Annotated in this window: 19 protein-coding genes and 1 other annotated feature; of the genes, 13 read left to right on the top strand and 6 right to left on the bottom strand. The window is 30.7% G+C overall.

All coding sequences use genetic code 11. From position 1 onward, the window contains the following. The first annotated feature begins 28 nt into the window (after positions 1–28). Positions 29–466 carry a type VII toxin-antitoxin system MntA family adenylyltransferase antitoxin gene (gene mntA, locus KPL54_RS12625; protein ID WP_216106886.1) on the top strand — a complete coding sequence of 146 codons (438 nt, stop codon included), beginning with the start codon at positions 29–31 and terminating at the stop codon, positions 464–466. Further along, the gene (gene hepT / locus KPL54_RS12620; RefSeq protein ID WP_216106885.1) at positions 420–830 is read left to right on the top strand and encodes a type VII toxin-antitoxin system HepT family RNase toxin; all 411 of its coding nucleotides are present in this window, start codon (positions 420–422) and stop codon (positions 828–830) included. Before mntA ends, hepT begins: the two co-directional genes overlap by 47 nt. A 238-nt stretch (positions 831–1,068) precedes the next feature. Here the strand turns inward: hepT and KPL54_RS12615 are convergent, their stop codons facing one another. Beyond that, positions 1,069–2,094 (bottom strand): ABC transporter substrate-binding protein, encoded by a 1,026-nt coding sequence (locus tag KPL54_RS12615; RefSeq protein WP_216106884.1) that lies wholly within the window; start codon positions 2,092–2,094, stop codon positions 1,069–1,071. Between the two features lie 204 nt (positions 2,095–2,298). Beyond that, positions 2,299–2,528 (top strand) — a binding site (T-box leader). Between the two features lie 82 nt (positions 2,529–2,610). Here KPL54_RS12615 and KPL54_RS12610 point away from each other — a divergent pair. From KPL54_RS12610 to KPL54_RS12580, 7 genes are all read left to right on the top strand, one after another. Further along, the gene (locus KPL54_RS12610; RefSeq protein ID WP_216106883.1) at positions 2,611–5,253 is read left to right on the top strand and encodes a valine--tRNA ligase; all 2,643 of its coding nucleotides are present in this window, start codon (positions 2,611–2,613) and stop codon (positions 5,251–5,253) included. A gap of 616 nt (positions 5,254–5,869) precedes the next feature. Then, positions 5,870–7,546: a peptide ABC transporter substrate-binding protein gene (locus KPL54_RS12605; protein ID WP_216106882.1), complete on the top strand. Its 1,677-nt coding sequence runs from the start codon at positions 5,870–5,872 to the stop codon at positions 7,544–7,546. 80 nt (positions 7,547–7,626) lie between these two features. Then, the gene (locus KPL54_RS12600; protein WP_216106881.1) at positions 7,627–8,577 is read left to right on the top strand and encodes an ABC transporter permease; all 951 of its coding nucleotides are present in this window, start codon (positions 7,627–7,629) and stop codon (positions 8,575–8,577) included. A gap of 11 nt (positions 8,578–8,588) precedes the next feature. Beyond that, positions 8,589–9,506 (top strand): ABC transporter permease, encoded by a 918-nt coding sequence (locus KPL54_RS12595; RefSeq protein ID WP_216106880.1) that lies wholly within the window; start codon positions 8,589–8,591, stop codon positions 9,504–9,506. A gap of 15 nt (positions 9,507–9,521) precedes the next feature. After that, positions 9,522–10,541, top strand: a complete 1,020-nt coding sequence (locus tag KPL54_RS12590) for an ABC transporter ATP-binding protein (protein WP_216106879.1) — start codon at positions 9,522–9,524, stop codon at positions 10,539–10,541. Beyond that, a complete protein-coding gene (locus KPL54_RS12585; RefSeq protein WP_216106878.1) occupies positions 10,541–11,509 on the top strand; it encodes an ABC transporter ATP-binding protein in 969 nt (322 codons plus the stop codon). Before KPL54_RS12590 ends, KPL54_RS12585 begins: the two co-directional genes overlap by 1 nt. Before the next feature lie 200 nt (positions 11,510–11,709). Continuing rightward, positions 11,710–13,062, top strand: coding sequence for a bifunctional folylpolyglutamate synthase/dihydrofolate synthase (locus tag KPL54_RS12580; RefSeq protein ID WP_216106877.1), 1,353 nt, complete (start codon positions 11,710–11,712; stop codon positions 13,060–13,062). Between the two features lie 69 nt (positions 13,063–13,131). On the opposite strand, the gene KPL54_RS12575 is transcribed toward KPL54_RS12580, so the two are convergent. Next, on the bottom strand, positions 13,132–13,380 hold the full coding sequence (locus tag KPL54_RS12575; RefSeq protein ID WP_171296347.1) for a TIGR03905 family TSCPD domain-containing protein: 249 nt from the start codon (positions 13,378–13,380) through the stop codon (positions 13,132–13,134). Between the two features lie 149 nt (positions 13,381–13,529). Here KPL54_RS12575 and KPL54_RS12570 point away from each other — a divergent pair, with 149 nt between their 5' ends. Continuing rightward, a complete protein-coding gene (locus KPL54_RS12570) occupies positions 13,530–14,411 on the top strand; it encodes a YncE family protein (RefSeq protein ID WP_152753143.1) in 882 nt (293 codons plus the stop codon). An 81-nt stretch (positions 14,412–14,492) separates the two neighbouring features. Here KPL54_RS12570 and KPL54_RS12565 read toward each other — a convergent pair whose 3' ends face one another. Continuing rightward, positions 14,493–15,020: a DUF4364 family protein gene (locus tag KPL54_RS12565; RefSeq protein ID WP_216106876.1), complete on the bottom strand. Its 528-nt coding sequence runs from the start codon at positions 15,018–15,020 to the stop codon at positions 14,493–14,495. Positions 15,021–15,254: 234 nt separating this feature from the next. Between KPL54_RS12565 and pdaB the strand changes: the two genes are divergently transcribed. Then, on the top strand, positions 15,255–16,004 hold the full coding sequence (gene pdaB, locus KPL54_RS12560; RefSeq protein WP_216106875.1) for a polysaccharide deacetylase family sporulation protein PdaB: 750 nt from the start codon (positions 15,255–15,257) through the stop codon (positions 16,002–16,004). A gap of 182 nt (positions 16,005–16,186) precedes the next feature. Next, complete coding sequence (locus KPL54_RS12555; RefSeq protein ID WP_216106931.1) at positions 16,187–16,879, top strand: single-stranded DNA-binding protein; 693 nt, start codon at positions 16,187–16,189, stop codon at positions 16,877–16,879. Between the two features lie 535 nt (positions 16,880–17,414). On the opposite strand, the gene dapD is transcribed toward KPL54_RS12555, so the two are convergent. Further along, entirely contained in the window at positions 17,415–18,125 is a 711-nt protein-coding gene (dapD, locus tag KPL54_RS12550; protein ID WP_216106930.1) for a 2,3,4,5-tetrahydropyridine-2,6-dicarboxylate N-acetyltransferase, read from the bottom strand. Between the two features lie 211 nt (positions 18,126–18,336). On the opposite strand from dapD, the gene KPL54_RS12545 reads away from it, so the two are divergent. Beyond that, entirely contained in the window at positions 18,337–19,488 is a 1,152-nt protein-coding gene (locus KPL54_RS12545; RefSeq protein ID WP_216106874.1) for a pyridoxal phosphate-dependent aminotransferase, read from the top strand. Between the two features lie 144 nt (positions 19,489–19,632). Here the strand turns inward: KPL54_RS12545 and dapB are convergent, their stop codons facing one another. Then, positions 19,633–20,388, bottom strand: a complete 756-nt coding sequence (gene dapB / locus KPL54_RS12540) for a 4-hydroxy-tetrahydrodipicolinate reductase (protein WP_216106873.1) — start codon at positions 20,386–20,388, stop codon at positions 19,633–19,635. Beyond that, the gene (gene dapA / locus KPL54_RS12535) at positions 20,388–21,281 is read right to left on the bottom strand and encodes a 4-hydroxy-tetrahydrodipicolinate synthase (RefSeq protein ID WP_216106872.1); all 894 of its coding nucleotides are present in this window, start codon (positions 21,279–21,281) and stop codon (positions 20,388–20,390) included. Before dapA ends, dapB begins: the two co-directional genes overlap by 1 nt. Positions 21,282–21,591: the final 310 nt, after the last annotated feature.

Below are 21,591 nucleotides of genomic sequence, written 5' to 3'. Positions count from 1 at the left end.
ATTAAACTAAGCAAAAGAGGTGGATTATATGGATTATAATTTAGATGAATTAAGGAATACATGCATAAAACATGGAATTAAAATGGTTTTATTGTATGGCTCTCAGGCAATGGGAAATAGTAATGAAAAAAGTGATATAGATTTAGGGCTGCTTTTAAAAGATGATTCATATGATTTTGAGGATATAATAAAAGACCTAATGAAGGTTTTTAATGGAGATATCATAGATGTTGCAATTTTAAATCATGGTGATCCTGTTTTGAAATTTGAGATAATATCTAATTATAAGATATTATTTTGTGAGGAAGATGAGATTTTTCTTGAGTTTTACTTAAATACTGTAAAACAATATAATGATACCAAGAAGTTTAGAATATTAGAAAAGGTGTATTTAGAGAATTTTATAAGAGGTGAAAGAGATGGTATACACAAATGTAATCCGCCGAAAGTTAATAAATCTTTCTGAATATATTGAAGAACTGGAGCCATTTTTACAATATAGCTATGAACAATATATTTCAAATTATTTTATAAAAAGAACCGGTGAAAGATTAATACAGCTCATTGTGGAAAATATGGTAGATATAAATTCTATTTTAATTAGTGAAATGAATCATGCACCATCTAAAGATTACTATTCTTCATTTGAAATTATTGGGGAATTAGGAGTTATCCCAATAAATTTTGCAACTGAATTAGCACCATGTACTGGGATGAGAAATAGATTGGTTCATGAATATGACAAAATACAAGACAAAATTGTTTTTGATAGTATAAAAAAAGTAATAGAAATGGTTAATATGTATATCGAGTATATTAATAAACATTAACAACATGATATTAAGTACAGAAATTAAAATAAATTAGCTGTGATTATATAGGTATTATATCAGCAGCCTACCGGCTAAAAGATTTTTTTGTAGAGATTATGGATATAAATTATTTTCTTTATATGCCAATCATTTTAGAGACATAATAGGATACATTACAATGAAATAACAAATATTTTTATACGCTAAAAAAGTATATATTACGTATAGCAATACGCGTAATATATACTTTTTTGTTTTATTTTATAGTTGTTACTGCTTTTTTACTAAATGTAGTGTTAACTATTGTATCAAAGTCAGGTCTTGTGGGTATTAGTGATGCTTTATAGGACTGAATTATATCCATAAGTTTTGTTAAGTTTTCTGCTCCTAATGTAGGGTTTGTTGAGAAGGCGTTTATATTTCTGTAGTTTTTTATAGATGAAATAAGTACAGCTTCATCTGTACCAGGGAAGTAGGATTTTATTGAAGTAATTACATCTTTATCAGAATTACTATTAACCCATTTTTGACCTTTGTATATTGCATTAGTGAATTTCTGCAATACAGCTGGATTTTGTGTTATATAAGATTTTGTTGCAAAAAAACAGGTATAAGGTATGATTCCAGCAGAATCGCCGACTGATGCTACAATATTTCCAGAATTATTATTGTTTAATGTACTAGCTGTTGGTTCAAAAAGAGCAACATAATCACCTGTACCGGCTTTAAAAGCACCAGCAGTAGCTGTGAATGCAAGGTTTGTAATAAGATTCACGTCAACTCCAGGATTTATACCATGATTTTTTAAAACATATTCAAGAGCCATTTCAGGTACTCCACCAGGCCTTCCGCCTATTATAGTTTTGCCCTTTAAGGATTCCCATTTAAAGTTTGATTCAGCTTTTTTAGATACTAAGAAAGAGCCGTCCTTTTGAGTTAATTGTGCAAAAATAACTGGGTAATCTGTTCGTTTTTGATTGTAGATGTAAATAACTTGTTCTGGCCCTGCAAGACCAATATCTGAAGCTTTGCTTAAGACTTGTTGCATAGTTTTGTCGGCTCCTTGACCGGTCGAAAGCTCAATATCTAGGCCTTCTTCTTTAAAGAACCCCTGAGAAATAGCCGCATACATAGGAGCGTAGAATATAGAACGGACCACTTCATTTAATTTTACTTTTACGAGAGGAGTAGTCTTAGTTTTTGGTGTACAGCCAGAAAATAAGGTAGTTATTAATGCAAGGGAGAGAAATATAGAAAAAATCGACATTTTTTTAATCTTCATAGATACCTCCATATTATATAGTAGTTATGATTATATAATATGAAAAACAAAGTATATGTGACATTTTATATTCAGGGTAAGTTGTATATTTAATATTGACATAAAAGAATTAAAAGGTATAATAAAAATTAAATACTATATAACAACTACACCATATTATATGGTATAGTTATAGGACAATTAAAACATATTGTATAATAATATATAAAAGCTTAGATGAAGAGGAGTAGGGGAAAATTAATATTAAGAGAGAAAGATCCATAGGCTGTAAGATCTTTTATATGAAAAACCTTGAAGGTTGCTTTGGAGCTTCTTTGCCACATTCATGTATTTATGAATAGAGGGTATAAGACGGTTTTCTTAATCGTTAAATTATAAAGAGCCTGCAATTTTGCAGGAAAAAAGGTGGTACCGCGGAGCTTTTCGTCCTTTTATAGACGAAGGCTCTTTTTTTATTATCTAAAAATTGGCGCTAAAAAAATCAATCTAATAAATATCATTTAGGAGGAGTTAATTATGGAAGAAAACAACAATATTGATAAGAATTATAATCCAAAAGATTTTGAAGAAAGACTTTATGCATGGTGGGAAGAAAAAGGTTTTTTTACACCAAAAGTTGATAAAGAGAAAAAACCATTCACGATAATGATGCCTCCACCAAACATTACAGGGAAATTACATTTAGGTCATGCTCTTGATAATACTCTTCAAGATATCCTAATAAGAACAAAAAGAATGCAGGGGTATAACACGTTGTGGCTTCCAGGTGAAGACCATGCTAGTATTGCAACAGAGGTAAAAGTTGAAAATGAACTTTTAAAACAAGGTCTTAAGAAAAAAGAAATGGGAAGAGAAGCTTTCCTTGAAAAAGTTTGGGATTGGACTAATGAGTATAGAGCAAAAATAAGGGGCCAAATAAGAAAAATGGGATGCTCTGTTGATTTTACCCGTGAAAGTTTTACTATGGATGAAAATCTAAATCATGCGGTAAGAGAAGTTTTTGTTAAACTATATAACGATGGACTTATTTATAAGGGGAATAGGATAACTAACTGGTGTCCGAAATGCATGACAGCAATTTCAGATGCGGAAATAGAGTTTGAAGAACAAGAGGGTCATTTTTGGCATATAAAATATCCAATAGTAGGAACGGATGAATTTTTAGAAATAGCTACCACAAGGCCAGAAACTATGCTTGGAGACACCGCTGTTGCAGTAAATCCTAACGATCCTCGTTATACACATTTAATAGGCAAAACAATAATGCTCCCACTAGTAAACAGAGAAATACCAATAGTTGCAGATGATTATGTTGATATAGAGTTTGGAACAGGTGCGGTTAAAATCACTCCAGCACATGATCCTAATGATTATCAAATAGGTAAAAGACATAATTTAGAGCAAATAGTAATTTTAAATGAAAATGCAACTATAAGTGATGGATATGGAAAATACTCAGGTCTTGATAGATATGAGGCAAGAAAGGTAATGGTAGAAGATTTAGAAAAGGCTGGTCTACTAGTTAAAATAAAAGACCATGCTCATAATGTAGGTACTCATGATAGATGTAAAACTACTGTCGAGCCAATGTTATCTGAGCAATGGTACGTGAAAATGGAATCTCTTGCAAAACCAGCTATTGATGCAGTAAGAGAAAATAAAACAAAATTTGTTCCTGAAAGATTTGATAAAACATATTTCAATTGGATGGAAAATATCCAAGATTGGTGTATATCAAGGCAGTTATGGTGGGGACACAGAATTCCAGTATGGTACTGCAAAGACTGTGGTGAAGTTATAGTTTCTGTTGACGCTCCAACAAACTGCAGCAAATGTAATAGTACAAATCTTAATCAAGATAAAGATGTGCTTGATACTTGGTTCAGTTCTGCATTATGGCCTTTCTCAACACTTGGTTGGCCAAATAACACCGAGGATTTAAAACAATTCTATCCAACAAGTGTTTTAGTAACTGGGTACGATATTATATTCTTCTGGGTTGCAAGAATGATATTTTCAGGAATTTATAATTTAGGGGAAGTACCATTTGATACAGTAGTGATACATGGTATGGTAAGAGATGAGCAAGGAAGAAAAATGTCTAAGTCGTTAGGAAATGGTATTGATCCATTAGATGTAATAGATCAATATGGCGCAGATGCATTAAGATTCTCACTTGCAACAGGAAATTCACCAGGAAGTGATATAAGGTTCTATGAATCAAGAGTTGAAGCAGCTAGAAACTTTGCTAATAAAATTTGGAATGCATCTAGATTTGTTATGATGAATAATAATTACGAATTAATGACGAAATACAAGGATAGTAAAAATTACACAGTTGCAGACAAGTGGATATTATCAAGAATGAATACTGTGACAAAAGAAGTTACAGAAAATATTGAGAAATATGAAATAGGAATATCACTTCAAAAAACTCATGACTTTATGTGGACAGAATTCTGTGATTGGTATATAGAACTTGTTAAACCAGTATTATATGCAGATGATTGTGAAGCTAAAGGCATAGTATTAAATGTATTGAACAAAGTATTAAAAACAGGGCTTAAATTACTTCACCCAGTTATGCCGTTTATAACAGAAGAAATTTATACTCATTTAGAGAATGAATATGAATCTATAACAATTGCTAAGTGGCCTGAATTTGATGAGTCTCTTAAAGACGAAAAATCAGAAGAAAAAATGAACTATATTATAGAAGCAATAAAAGATGTAAGAAATGCTAGGGTAGGAATGAATGTAGCACCTTCAAGAAAAGCTAAAGTATTTATATATGCTATTGAGGCAAAAGAAGCATTTGAAGAAGGAATGGTATATTTTCAAAAACTTGCATCAGCAAGCGAAGTAAAATTTTTAGAATCTAAATCACAATCGCCAGAAAATGTAGTTACAGTAGTAACTAAAGGTGCTGAAATCTACATGCCATTACTTGAACTTGTAGATTTAGAAAAAGAATTGGAAAGATTAAACAAAGAAAAAGATAAACTAAAAAAAGAAATAGATAGGGTAGAGAAAAAGCTTTGTAATGAAAGATTCACAGCTAAAGCCCCAGTTGAGGTAGTAGAAGAGGAAAAAGCTAAAGGTGAAAAATATAAAGAAATGTATAATTCGGTGATTTTAAGTATAGAAAATTTGAAGTAGAATTTATTTTATAATTCCTATGTATTTTAATAGAGAAAATTGCTAGCTATAGAATAGACATTTAAAAATGTCTATTCTATAATTTTTTTGTTGTAGCAAGAAAAAGATAAGATGTAAAGGTATATTAAAAAAATAAAAAAATATAGATTGCATTAAAAGATTCAATATTTTTAAAAAAAGAATATTGAAAAAAAAGAATAAAAAAGGTTCATCGCATTGAAGATTATGAAAGATATTAGCAATAATAAAAAAATGTGAGGTTCTTACTTAATTTATATTAGTGATGTAGATTAAGAAGGATTAAAGAGGATTAAATTTAGTATTATCTGATCAAAACTGTATAAATATACATAAAGATATTATTAAATAATGATTTCATGCATAAATTATAATAAATATGAATAAAACACTAATAATATACAAATAAATTATAAATAATATGAAGAAGTGTGATATTAAATTTAAAATATTACATTGACATTTATTTGTTTATTTGCTAGTATTCTAATAATATTAAATATTACAAAAATTAAATTATTAATCTATTTCTCATTCGAAATTAGAGGAAATGTCATTTATTTAGAGGTAATTATTTATTGATTAAGGGGGACTATTAATGAAAAGCAAGAAAATTGTTTCAGTACTAATTGTGGCCTTAGTGTTAAGTGTGGCACTAGTAGGTTGCGGAGCTAAAAGCGGAGATAGTGCAGGTGCTACAAAATCAACAGAGGCTAAGCTTGATGCTGATCAAACTGCAAACATTTTAGGGTATGATTACACATCACTTGATCCTGCAGTAGTTAGTGATCATGAATCATTTACTACACTTACAAATGTTGATGAAGGACTAATGAGAGAAGTATCTAAGGATGGTAAAACTATAAGTATCCTTGCAGGTGCTGATAAGATGACAGTTAGTGCTGACCATAAAGTTTACACTTTTCATATAAGAGCTAGTAAGTGGTCTGATGGAAAGGCAATTAGAGCTCAAGATTATGTATACGGATGGCAAAGACTCGCTAATCCAAAAGTAAGCCAAGATTATCTAGGAATGCTTAATGAAATGGGAGTTAAGGGTGCAACTGAAACAGGAGTAGCTAAACCAAGTGATTTAGGAGTTAAAGCTATTGATGATAATACATTTGAGGTTACACTTAATGCACCAAGTGCTTATTTTGAAAGTACATTAAACTTTAAAGGTCTAGTTCCACAAAGAGAAGATATAGTGAAAAAATTAGGAGATCAATATGGTCAAGATTTCAAGGGCATGGTTTATAATGGACCATTCGTAGTATCAGACCATGTAAAAAGTGCTAAAGTTGTTTACAAAAAGAACGATAAATATTGGGATGCAGCAAACGTTAAATTAACAACTGTTAACGCTCAGATAATTGATGAGCCAGCTACTTACAATAAAATGTTTGATGCTGGAGAACTTGATATGATTAAAGGAGATACTGATTACACTGCTGCATTACAAAAGAAAGCATCAGCAGGTGAGATTTCATACTTCAAGGGTTATGATCCATCAGTATATTATTACATTTTTAACAATAAGACTAAAGCATTATCAAATGCTAAGGTAAGAAAAGCTCTATCACTTGCTTATGACAGACAAGTACAAATAACTACAGTATTTAAACAACATTATGTTGCTGAAGGTTTAATCCCTACAAAGATAATGCTTGGAAAAGATGAATATAGAACAGTAGTACCAGAACCATTAAAAACTGTTAAAGATGATCCAAAAACACTTTTAGCTGCGGGATTAAAAGAAGCAGGCTTAAGTTCAGATCCATCAAAAATCACTTTAAAATTATTAATGCCAAAAGCAACTTCACTTACAACAGCTCAAGCTCAGTTTATTCAAAATCAATACAAAAAGAATCTTGGAATAAATGTTTCAATTACTTATTCAGTAGATCAACCTTCATATTTTGCGGCTAGAACAAAAGGTCAATTCGATATTTGTGCTGGTGGTTGGGGTGCTGATTATAATGATGTTATTTCTTTCTTTAATGTGTTTACATCTACTAATGGTAATAATAATGGTAAATACAACAATCCAGCATATGATGCTTTGATTGCAAAAGGAAAAACGGAATTAGATGCTACTAAGAGATTAGCTATATTTAAAGAAGCAGAAGAGATTCTTGTAGTTAAAGATGCTGGAGTTTCTCCATATTACTACAAAGCAACTAATTCATTTACTCAGAATTATTTAAAGGGAACATATGTACCATTATTTGGTGCTTGGTTTGACCTTAAAACTGCATATATTTCAGGTAAATAGTAATTAGATTTTAATTAAACACTGCAACAGAGTTAATTAGGCTTTGTTGCAGTAATTTTATGATAGGGGGAAGTATTTGTATGGCTAAATATATAATAAAGAGGATTGGCTATATGATCATTACACTTTGGGTTGTTGCGACTATTACATTTGTGCTTATAAATGCTATACCAGGAGACCCAATATCAGCTTCAGCAGGTAAGGTTCTTGATAAAACAGTATATGAGCAAATCATGAAAAAATATCAACTAGATCAACCAGAGTATGTAAGATATGGTACATATATTAAGAATTTAGTACACGGGGACTTAGGAATGTCAATACATTATCCAGGCCAGAAGGTTAATGATATTATTTCAAAAGAATTTCCAGTGTCATTAAGATTAGCTCTTCAAGCAGTAGGAATAGGACTTGTTTTTGGAATATTTTTAGGGATTATTGCGGCGTTTAAGAGAAATACATGGGTAGATTATACCGTAATTTTCATTGCACTTATTGGAGTTTGCGTTCCGGGTTTTGTTTTAGCAATTCTTCTACAATATGGCCTTGGAGCAAAATTTGGTTTAAAAATAGCGGGATGGTCTGATAGCAACCTATTCAACATATATAGATACTCATTATTACCTTCCATTGCACTTGCTATGGCTGGACTTGCATCAAATGCAAGGTTTATGAGGACTTCAGTGCTTGAAGTAATTAATCAAGACTATGTTTTGACTGCGAAGTCAAAAGGGGTTGGCAAGGTCTCTTTAGTATGGAAACATATTATAAGAAATGCCATATTACCAGTAGTTACAATGATAGGACCTAGAATAGCATATGTAATCACTGGTTCATTAGTTGTAGAGAGCATATTCAGTGTGCCGGGGCTCGGTAGAGAATTAGTTTCTGCAATTTCTAATAGAGATTATACTGTAGTTATGTCATTAACTGTGTTTTTTGCTTTCTTATACATTGTTTCTTTACTTATTGTAGATATAGTTTACGTTTTAGTTGATCCTAGAATTAAATTAACTCAAAGGAAAGGGTAAGGAGAGAAGGCATGAAAAAATATAGCAAAGATTTATTTAAAATTATAGGGTATTCGCAGAAAGATTTAGATGTTATGGTAAGGCCTAATGTAAGTTATTGGCAAGATGCATGGAGAAGACTTAAAAAAAATAAGGTTGCTATGCTTTCTATGGTGGTTTTGATAATAGTTATAATTATGTCCATCATTGGACCAATGATTTCATCAGTAAATTATCAAACTCAAAATTATGACATTTTAGATAAGAGTCCAATGGCAAAACATTGGTTTGGAACTGACAATTTAGGAAGAGATATGTTTGCAAGGTTATGGATGGGTGCGAGAGTATCATTAAGAATTGGGTTTATTGGTACTTTGATTGAACTTTTTGTTGGATGTGTGTACGGTGGCATATGTGGATATTTTGGTGGCATGGTTGATACAATACTTATGAGAATAGTTGAAATAATTGTAAGTGTACCATATCTTATTGTTGTTATTTTGTTGTTATTAGTATTGCCAGCAGGGGAAGGAACAATAATTATTGCACTTTGTATTACTGGATGGACAGGCATTGCTCGTTTAATTAGAGGACAAGTTATGCAACTTAAAGAATCAGAGTATGTTTTAGCTGCTAAAGCACTAGGTGCTAGTCCGACTAGAATCATTGGGAAACATTTAATTCCTAATACAATTGGAATTATACTTGTTTATATGTCTATGGATATACCTGCCTTTATTTTTGATGAAGCATTTTTAAGCTTTCTTGGGCTTGGTATTCAATCACCTAAAACTAGTTGGGGAGCATTAATTTTTGCTGGTCAAAGTCAGATGATGTTTCATCCTCATGAATTTATATTTCCAGCAATAGCAATAAGTTTAACTATGTTAGCATTTAATTTACTTGGTGATGGTTTAAGAGATGCTCTTGATCCAAAACTTAGACAGTAAGGAGGGCTAAAAAGCATGTCAAAGTTACTTGAAGTTAAAAATTTACGAGTTTCGTATCATACATATGCTGGAGAAGTTCAATCTGTAAGAGGCATAAGCTTTGAGGTAAATGAAGGCGAAACTCTTGCAGTGGTAGGAGAATCTGGTTGTGGAAAAACAGTAACAGCTAAGTCTCTTATGAGATTAATACAAACTCCACCTGGTGAGATTAAAGATGGTTCTGAAATATTATATAAAGGCAATGATATTTTAAAAATGAATAAAGAACAATTAAGACATTTTAGGGGTGCTGAAATTAGTATGATCTTCCAAGATCCTATGACTTCTTTGAACCCTACTATGACTATTGGAAAGCAGATATCAGAAAGCTTAATTATCCATAGAAACATGAAAAAACATGAGGCTATGGATGAGGCTATAAAGATGTTGAAACTTGTTAACATTCCAAATGTAGAGAGAAGGGCTAAACAATATCCACATGAATTTTCTGGCGGAATGAGGCAGCGTGCAATGATTGCCATTGCACTTGCATGTTCTCCTAAAATTCTTGTAGCAGATGAGCCTACAACTGCACTAGATGTTACAATTCAAGCTCAAATAATGGATCTTATAAAGGAACTTCAGAATAAGCTAGGTACAGCTGTTGTCTTAATTACACATGATCTAGGAGTAGTTGCAGATGTTGCAGATAGAATCCAAGTTATGTATGCAGGTAAGATAATTGAGAGAGGCAGTACGGATGAAATATTTTATAATCCGAAACATCCATATACATGGGCACTTCTTCAATCGGTTCCTAGATTAGAAACTGGTCATAAAGATAGTTTGTATTCGATTAAGGGAACGCCACCTGATTTGGTAAAACCACCAGTTGGTTGTCCATTTGCTCCAAGGTGCGAATATGCTATGGAAATATGTAAACAAGAAATGCCAGAAGCTACTATAATCAATGATACTCATGAAGTTTTATGTTGGTTACAACATCCGAATGCACCTAAAGTAGAAGTGCCATTTGAAATTGGGGGTGCAAAATAATGGCTGAAAATAAAAGCGAAGATTTAATTATAGTTAAAAATTTAAAAAAGTATTTTGAAGTTGGAAAAAACGAAACACTTAAAGCTGTTGATGATGTTTCCTTTACAATTAAAAAAGGGGAAACCTTAGGGCTAGTTGGTGAGTCAGGTTGCGGTAAGACCACATGTGGAAGAACTGTAATGGGGCTGTATCCAGCAACAGCTGGAGAAGTGATTTTTGAAGGTGTAAATATTCATGGGCTTAAGGGTAAAGCTAAAAGGGACTTTTGTAGGCATGCACAAATAATATTCCAAGATCCTTATGCATCATTGAATCCTAGAATGACTGTTGGAGATATTGTAGGAGAAGGTATAGATATACATAAACTCTATACAGGAAAAAAGAAAGCAGAAAAAATTCAGGAAGTACTTCAACTGGTTGGGTTAAATAAAGAGCATGCATCTAGATTCCCACATGAATTTTCTGGTGGTCAGAGGCAAAGAATAGGTATAGCTAGAGCACTTGCTATAGAGCCTAAATTTATTGTATGTGATGAACCTATTTCTGCTTTAGATGTTTCTATTCAAGCTCAAGTAGTTAATCTATTAATTAAGCTTCAAAAGGAACTTGGGTTAACTTATTTATTTATAGCACATGACTTATCTATGGTTAAGCATATATCTGATAGGGTAGGTGTAATGTATTTAGGGAAGCTTGTAGAAATTGCACCAAGTGGGATTTTATATGAAGATCCATTACATCCATATACTAAAGCGTTATTATCAGCTATTCCTGTTGCTGATCCTATTGAATCTAAAAATAAAAATAGGATAATGCTCGAGGGAGAAGTACCAAGTCCAATAAATACTAAACCTGGGTGCGGATTCCGTCAAAGATGTAAATACGTTATGGATTGTTGCGCGAGTGAAACACCAGAGCTAAAAGAAATAAAACCAGGACATTCTGTAGCTTGTCATTTATTTAAATAATTTTTGAAAATATAATTAAGAGTGTAATTGGAAGAGTGATGACATATTTATCGCTCTTTCTCTTTTTTTATTTAATTTACATTAGTATTTGGTACAATAGAAATAAATATTATATATATTTATAACAAAAGGTTGGTAACTGTTTCTAAGTTAGTATAGAATTTAATAGAAAGAAGTTAGGTTTGAAAGGAATGATAAACATGAACTATGATGAGGCTAGATCTTATATAACAAATACGGCTAAGTTTGGTAGCAAACTTGGGCTTGATAGAACTGAAAAATTATTAGAACTTTTAGGAAATCCACATAAAAAATTAAAGTGTATACATATTGCAGGGACTAATGGGAAAGGTTCAACTTCGGCAATGGTGAGTAGTATTCTTGTGGAAGCTGGATATAAGGTAGGTTCATATATTTCACCATTTATTGAGGAGTTTGAAGAAAGGATACAAATAAATAATAAAAATATTTCTAAAGATGATTTAAGTGATATTATAACTGAGGTTTCTAAAGCTGTAGAAAAGGTGGTGGAACTTGGATACATTAATCCAACAGAATTTGAAATTATAACTTGTGCTGGATTTTTGTATTTTTATAAAAATAATATAGATTTTGCGGTTATAGAAGTAGGGCTTGGAGGAAGGCTTGATTCAACAAATGTAATTACACCTATTTTAAGCATTATAACATCCATAAGTCTTGATCATACGTTAATACTCGGAGATACTTTGGAAAAGATTGCTTATGAAAAGGCAGGCATCATAAAGATGGGAATCCCTGTAGTTGTGTATCCACAGAAAAAACAAAGTTACGATGTAATAGAAAAAACATGTAGAGAAAAAAAATGTAAATTAATAAAAGTACAACGTCTTTCAGCTGTATATTTAGGCAAAGAGAATTTAAAGCAGGTTGTTATTACATTAATGGAAGGACAAGTTCCTTATAAACATAATGCGATAACTCAAAAAATAGAAATTAAAACTTTAAATAATAATTATATTATTGATTTAGCACTTTTAGGTAAGCATCAATTACTAAATTGCTCGGTAGCAGTACATGCTATAGAGGCTCTTATAGGCCAAGGCGTTATTATTAGTAAGAATAACATAATAGCTGGGCTAATAAACGTCGTGTGGCCAGCGAGGCTTGAGGTGATGAATAGAAGGCCTTTAGTTGTTATAGACGGTGCCCATAATATAGATGGTATTAAAAATCTTACAGAAAGCATTGACATGTATTTTAACTACAATAAGATTATATTAATTCTAGGAATTCTTGCAGATAAACAAGTGGAAGAGATGATAAAAACTATAGTTCCAAAGGTATACAGAGTTATTACTGTTACTCCTCACAGCGAGCGTGCAGAGCTTTCGGAAGAATTAAAAGTTCAAGTAGAAAAATATACATCAAAATGTGAGTCAATTGAAGACTACGAATTGGCTTATAAAAAAGCATTGAGCTACTGCGAGGATGATGATTTACTATTAGTGTCAGGATCGCTATACATGGTGGGAGATATGAGGAAAATAATACGAAATGTCCATATACAATAAACTTTAAAAAAAGAGACAAGGCTCATATTGTAAAATAATATGAGCCTTGTCTTTAAATATATATATTAATTAAGCATTTGCAACGAATTCTTCAAGAGCTATTGCTAATTGGTCAGGACATGAAGTACTTTTGTCTCCACATTTAATACCTTTAAGTTTTTTTATAGCTTCTTGAACATCCATCCCTTTTACTAAGGTTGAAATTCCAAGTAAATTACCTGCACATCCTCCTGTAAAACCAATTTCAGTTATTTTATTATCAACTATTTCAAAATCTATATTTCTTGAACAAACGCCTTTTGTCTTATAACTATACATATTTTATTCCTCCATCTTTCGAGAATTTATTAATCATACTAATTATTATATACTATGAAGTGTATTCTTTTCAAGAAATTAATTTTTATTAAAACATTGTTAGCATATTATAACTATTTTCATATTATGGTTATGAGGAGGTGAGGAATTTGAGAAACTTGTATGTATGTAGTACTTCATCGGATTGCATATCAAAGGTTAACCTAGATTTGTTTATAGAAGAAGAAAAAATATATTTGGATAAACAAAATCTCAAAAGAATTGGTCCTCATGGTATATATGTTTATGAAAATAAGATATTAACAGCTAATAGTTATGATAATAGTATTTCTATTGTTAATACTTATAATTATGAAATAGAGAGCTATTTTATAGGCATGCACTGTAATGATTTATCCGTTTATGATAATAAGGCTTATGTTATCTGTGGAGATTCTGATGATATAATAGTCTTTGATTTAGAGAAAAAAAACATTGTAGAGGCAATTCCTTGTGGTAATTCACCCCATAGTATTTATATTTGCAAAAAAAAGGACCTTATTATAGTAGCAAATATGAACAGTGACAGCATAACATTAATAGAGTGTGCTCAGAATGGAAATATTAAAGAAATTAGGGTAGGAGCATATCCTACTAAAGCGGTAATTACTCCAGATGGAAATTATATTTTAGTTTGTGAGAGTAATATAGGTATGGACAATAAAGGATGCATTAATATTATTTCATTAAAAAATTGTAATGTATTAAATAAAATACCTGTTGGGAATTCACCTGTGGACATGTATTTTAATGGGGAATTTTGTTATGTATCAAACTTTGGAGATGGTACTGTGAGTATATTAGACATAAATAAATACAAAGAGATAAAAAGAATTGAAGTTGGAGGAATGCCTAGAGGAATACTTGAAGATGAAAAATATTTGTATGTAGGTGATAATTATAATAATTTGCTTTTTAGAATTGACAAAATAACAGAAAATAAAAAAGTCATTTCTATTGGCACAGAGCCTACAGGAATGACACTTCTATAAGATGAAAAAGCTTCAGTAATAAGATAAAGCTTCTGAAAGAAGATAAAGCTTCGATACGAAGATTAGAAGCTTCGAAGAAGATTAATCATCTATAAGAAGGTTTATTATTTTAGCATAAAGTTTAGAGGGTTCTTTTCTCCATTTGGTGCATAGATTTTGCGCTTGTTTGTTTGAGGTTACACTAAGTTTAATATCTATAAGTGTAAAACTATCTTCAGAAGCAATTAGGTTAACTAAATAGTTGTTATTGTTTTCTATTGTATAATCAGCACTAACTGTTAATTCTTTCTTGATGTTTTCAATATGAGCTTTTAAATAATTATCGATAAGCTCAATCTTTTTTTCAGAAATTCTTTCTTTAAATAAGGATAGGACATTATCACCCTTTTGTGAAATGACCAATCTATGTTTACCCTTTTGCTCAGTATGCTTAATCAGGTTAGACGCAATAAGTTCTGTAATATATTGTTGCAGAGTAAAATAATTTATAAAATTATTTTCTAAAATTATTTGTGTTATTTGGATATTGGAAATAGGGAGCTTTATTTTATAAAATATATAAAGTAAAAGAAGCTTATTTTCAGCTAATTCTAAAGCATCTTCAAACATATCTGTCCCTCCTTGTAAATAGCCTAATCAAAAACATTAGTGAATTGTCTTTTTTATGTAAAATTTAACTATAAACAGTATAACATAAAAAGCACTGAAATAATTCGGTGCTATTAATTTTTATGTTTTATTTAAATTTTTATAAAATACAAATTAGTAAGTTAAATTATACATATTTATTGAGTTTTAGAATATAAATTTAAAGTATAAGGTAGAAGGGGAGAATAGGATGGTATGAGTTACATAAAAAAAAAATTAGTAATATTTTGTATGATTTTCATCGGAGTTTCTACGGTTATAGGAATTTATAATTTTAAAACTAATGGTGCATTTGCAGGAGCACAGCGTAAATTACCAATTTACAACGTAGATACTAAGGATAAAAAAATTGCAATTTCATTTGATGCAAGTTGGGGTGATGACAAAACAGATGAGATATTAAAGATATTAGATAAATATAATGCTAAAGCAACATTTTTTGTAGTGGGAGCATGGGTAGATCAGTATCCAGATAAGTTAAAAATAATGTATGAGAAAGGGCATGAAATAGGCAATCATTCTAATAAGCATCCTATGATGACTACAATATCTAAAGAAGAAATAATTAAAGAAATAGATACGACAGATGCTAAAATAATGGATATAACAGGAAAGGGAACAACACTTTTTAGGTGCCCATCAGGGGAATATAATAACTTAGTCGTTGAAACTGTAGAAGCTACGAATCATTATTGTATTCAATGGAACGTAGACAGTATTGATTGGAAAGAACAAGGCGCAGAAATTGAGTATAATAGAATAATAAAAAATGCCAAGCCAGGTTCTATACTTTTATTTCACAATAATGCAAAATATACACCTCAAAATCTATCTAAAATTTTACAATATTTGAATGATCAAGGATACACATTTGTGAAAGTATCGGACCTTATATACAAAAAAAATTATTATATAGATGCAGCGGGAAAACAAATACAAAAATAAAATATAAATGTATTGAAATTCAATGTGCATTTGTATTATAATGGGAATACCAATTAATATTAATTATGGAAAAATAAATGTAAAAAAATTATTTAACTATTAGGTATATTACATCAGAAAAATGAATACTTATATTCTAAGGAAAGTCTAATAAAAAAAACTAAGGGGAAAGAGGGATTATGATGGATAATGTTATGTTAAACAATAAGATTTATTTAGAAGGAAAGGTAGTATCTGAACTAAAATTTAGTCATGAAATGTATGGTGAGGGGTTTTACGTATTTGATTTTGAAGTATGGAGACTTAGCGAAACAACTGATATCTTAACAATAACAATTTCTGAAAGACTAATAGCAGGAATTGATATTAAGATAGGAAATGAATTCATAGTTGAAGGTCAACTTAGATCTTATAATAAATTTGTTAATGGATCTAATAGATTAATATTAACAGTATTTGCTAGAGATATTAGAATATGTGAAGAACGTAGTAAAAATCCAAATCAAATATTCTTAGATGGATATATCTGCAAAAATCCAGTATATAGAACTACTCCTTTTGGAAGAGAAATTGCTGACATGCTTTTAGCAGTCAATAGATTGTATAATAAATCCGATTATATCCCTACAATTGCTTGGGGAAGAAATTCTAGATTCTGTAAAAGTCTTGAAGTAGGAGATAATATAAGAATTTGGGGAAGACTTCAAAGTAGAGAATATCAAAAGAAATTATCAGATGATGAAGTTATAAAAAAGGTAGCATATGAGGTATCTATATCCAAAATGGAGAAAGTTAACAAAGATGGTGAAAGTATAGTAGGATCAAATAATATAGTAGAAGAAGAGCAGAGCTTTGAAGTTTTAGACGTTATATAGAATACAGCTTTAGCTTTAGTAATCCTTTACTGAATTTATTGTAAGATACGTTAAAAACGGTACACGCTTGAATACGTGTGAGTTTGTACTGTTTAGTATCTTCCATTCATTACATGTAAAAAGAACTTATACTATATGATGATTATATTTAATAAGTACAGTTAGTAAAAAAGAGCATATATTACGTAAATTGCATTTGAACAAGCTTTAGTAATTCAAAATAATTTTAATGAAGAGTGCATTAAGAAAAGTACATGTTTGAACTTCTTAGTATTTATATCACTTACAGGTAAAAAGAACTTATACTATATGATGATTATATTTAATAAGTATAGTTAGTAAAAAAGAGCATATATTACGTAAATTGCATTTGAACAAGCTTTAGTAATTCAAAGTAATTTTAATGAAGAGTGCGTTAAGAAAAGTACATGTTTGAGCGATAGCGAGTTTGTACTTTTTAGTATCATTAATTAAAATTAGTCTAGAATTACTTAGCGAAATGAAACGCAATTAAAGTAACATATGCTCTTGTTAATTACTTACGTAGATCATCAAGTAATTTAGTTTTGTCTTTAGTTTTACTATCTACATTTTTTATTATTTTCGCTGGAGTTCCAGCAACTACAACATTTTCAGGGACATCATTTACAACTACGGATCCAGCTGCAACTATAGAGTTTTTACCAATTTTTACTCCTTCGAGTATTACGGAATTTGCTCCAATTAAAACATTGTCTCCGATTTCACAAGGACTTTTGCTTGGTGGCTCAAGGACTCCTGCGACTACTGCACCTGCTCCTAAATGAACTCTTTTACCTAGTTTTCCACGTGCACCAACCACAGCATTCATATCTACCATAGTTTCATCACCAATTTCAGCACCTATATTAATTACAGCGCCCATCATAATAACAGCATTTTTACCTATAGTAACCTTATCACGGATAATTGCACCTGGTTCAATTCTTGCATCTATATTTTTAAGGTCTATCAAAGGAATGGCAGAGTTTCGTCTGTCTTGTTCTAGTTTGGATTTTTTGATCCTGTTTTTATACTTTATTAGAAAGTCTGACACCTCTTCACTTTCTCCAAAAAGTATATAGAAATCTTCACTACCAAAGTTTTCTATATTTCCAAACTCACATTGTGATAAATCCCCATCAACATAAAGTTTAATTGGGGTAGCCTTCTTAGCTTCTTTTATGTATCTTGCAATTTCATAAGGGTCTGTTAAATCATAATTCATCATAGTAACTCTCCTTTCGTATTATAAGTATTTAGCCAAATTATTTTTTTTATGCATTTTATTTTGTTATACATAATGTAAATGATATAACAAAATCTACATTAAATAAACAAAATGTTATCAATATATCAGAATAATTAAAAAAATACTGATTTTTATTCTATTATATAGTAAAATACTTATAATGCAAACACTAGAAAAGGATGATATAATGAATAATTTATTTTCAAACAACGTAAATAGAGTAGAAATCTCTGGAATTAGAAAATTTTCCAACAAGGTTACAAAAGTACAGGGAGCCATTTCACTTACACTTGGGCAACCTGACTTTCCGGTACCTAAAAACATTAAAAATGCCATGATTAAAGCTATAGACGATAATAAAACCGTATACACAACTAATGCGGGTATTCCAGAACTTCGAAATGAAATTTCAAATTTATTAAAAGAAATGGATATTAACTATTTAGCTGATGAGATAACGGTAACTGTAGGTGGAAGTGAAGCGCTTCTATGTATATTTGCGGCGTTTTTAAATGCTGGCGATAAGGTTTTAGTGCCTACTCCAGCTTACCCGGCCTATGAGAGTTGTGTTAAAATTTTTGGTGGAGAAGTAATTAATTATAATCTGAATAAAGATTTTACCATTAATTTTGATTTACTAACTAAACTTATTGAGGAGGAAAATCCTAAGCTTTTAGTTATGTCTCATCCATCGAACCCGACTGGAGCAATATTATCACGTTTCGAGCGAGATAAACTTGTTAAAATTTTAAAAGAAAAGGATATTTACATAATAAGTGACGAAATGTATAGTTCATTATGTTATGAAGAATACTATTCTTTAGCTCAAATTGATGAATTAAGAAATAAGGTAATTTTAGTAGGTGGATTTTCTAAGATGTTTTCAATGACTGGGCTTCGCGTAGGCTATGTTTGTGCAAGTAAATATATTATGGATAATATAATGAAAGTACATCAGTATAATGTTTCATGTGCCACCTCAATATCTCAATGGGGCGCATATGAAGGACTACTTTCTTGCAAACATGATGTGGATAATATGAAATTAGAGTTTGAAAAACGAAAAGAATATGTATATAAAAGGTTAAAGCAAATGGGGATGGATATAACGCTTCCTAGAGGAGCCTTTTATATATTTCCATCTATAACCAGATTTTCTATGAGTAGTGAAGAATTTTGCAATAGATTGTTATATGAAGGGAAGGTTGCTGTTGTGCCTGGTTCAGCTTTTGGTACAGGAGGAGAGGGGTTTATAAGAATTTCATATTCTTATAGTTTAGAGGTGTTAAAAGAGGCTTTAGATAGAATGGAAAAATGGATCGCAACGTTATCACAGTGATTTTTTTGAAAATAAGTTTTGGATTCGTATGAACTTTCTCCTGCATGATTTGAAATAAGAGTTTGAAACGTGAAAGTTGATTAAGAAATTAAATAAAGCCTTGGAGCAGATAAATATCCGCTCCAAGGCTTTATTTATTAAGGACTATAGGGACATATTAACTACATCATCCATGTTGTATAGACCTTTATCTTTTCCATATATAAATTCACATGCTTTAAGTGAACCTATAGCGAAAACATCTCTTGATATGGCAGTATGCTTGATTTCAATACATTCGCCTTTTCCTGCAAATATAACTTCATGATCACCTATAATGTTTCCACCACGAATAGCATGAATGCCTATTTCTTTAGGTTGTCTTTTGCTTGAGCCATCTCTTCCTTTAACGAAGAACATGTCATCGTTTATAGAATCCTTAATAGTATTTGCAAGAAGTAGAGCAGTACCACTTGGTGCATCAACTTTCTGGTTATGGTGTTTTTCTATTATTTCAATATCAAAATCTTTATAAAGCATTTTACTAATATTCTTGAGTAAATTATTAACGATATTTATTCCTATAGACATATTTGCAGAATGAAATACTGGGATTTCTTTACTTAGAGAATCAATCCTTAACAATTGTTCAGGAGAGAATCCAGTAGTACAAAATACAATAGGAATATTTTTTTCTTTAGAATACGTGCACAAACTATCTAAAGCATCCGGTCTTGAAAAATCTAGAATTACATCTACATCAACTTTACATTTTAATATACTGTCATAACATGGGTAGTCTAAATTAGATGAATCTCTATCAACACCCGCAACAATTGATATTGTTGCAGAATCTTTAGCCATTTGAGAAATAACCTTTCCCATTTTTCCATTGCAACCGTTTAGAAGCATTTTTATCATTAGTTTTCCTCCTTTAAAGGGATATTATATGATTTTAATTCTTTTTTTAAAAATTCTAAATTATTTTCGTACATTTCACATAAAGGTAGTCTTAAAGACCCAACACCCATTCCCATAAGATTCATAGCCGTTTTCACAGGGATAGGATTAGTTTCTATAAATACTGCGTTGTTAAGAGGAAGGTACCCAAGTTGAATTTCTAAAGCTTTTTCATGTTCACCATTAAAATATAACTCGCACATATTATGCATGTCTGTAGGAATTATATTTGCGAGAACAGATATAACTCCCATAGCGCCTAAGGAAAGTATAGGTATAACTTGGTCATCGTTACCTGAATATACATCTAAGTTATCCCTGCATAGTGCTTTAATTTGAGCTATCTGACTTATATTACCACTTGCTTCTTTAATTGCTACAATATTTGGTATCACGCATAATTCTAAAAGTGTGGTTGGATTAATATTCATGCCTGTTCTTGAAGGAACATTATAGATAACGATTGGTGAAGTTACACTATTCGCAATTGCTTTGAAATGTTCAATTAAACCCTTTTGAGTAGTTTTATTGTAGTAAGGTGTAATTACAAGTAATCCATCTACTCCTATTTTCTCTGCCCATCTACTCATACTTATTGCATCGGCAGTGCTGTTACTACCCGTACCTGCAATTACTGGAATCCTCTTATTAACTAAATCAACTACAAATTTTATAGTTTCTTTTTTTTCTTGTTCAGTCATTGTAGAAGCTTCACCAGTAGTACCACATACTACAATAGCATCTGTCTTGCTGGTAATGTGCCATTCTATTAATTCTTCAAGTTTCTTAAAATCAACTCCTCTTTCATTAAATGGAGTGATTAGTGCAACGCCAGAACCTTTAAAAATACTCATAAGATTACCTCCTCATAGTTATATGGAAAATAATAATTATTAACCATATAACTATTTTATATTTACTACTATATAACTATTAATTTAGATCGCTTTTAGTGAAACATTTCGTTTTAAAAATAATTTTGTTTTGTTAATTCATAATAAATTTGAAGAAGATACGAATACTCACTAAAATATTTTTCTTTATTATATTATATAGCCCATATGTGAAAATATATATACTTTTTTTAAAAAAGATGAAAATCACCCATTTTAACAAATAAAAATAGATATTTTTAAAGAAATAATATTTACTTTTTTAGCTGTT

Source organism: Clostridium estertheticum (assembly GCF_018861295.1).
Taxonomy (GTDB): Bacteria; Bacillota; Clostridia; order Clostridiales; family Clostridiaceae; genus Clostridium_AD; species Clostridium_AD estertheticum_D.
This window is presented reverse-complemented; position numbering and strand designations above follow the sequence as displayed.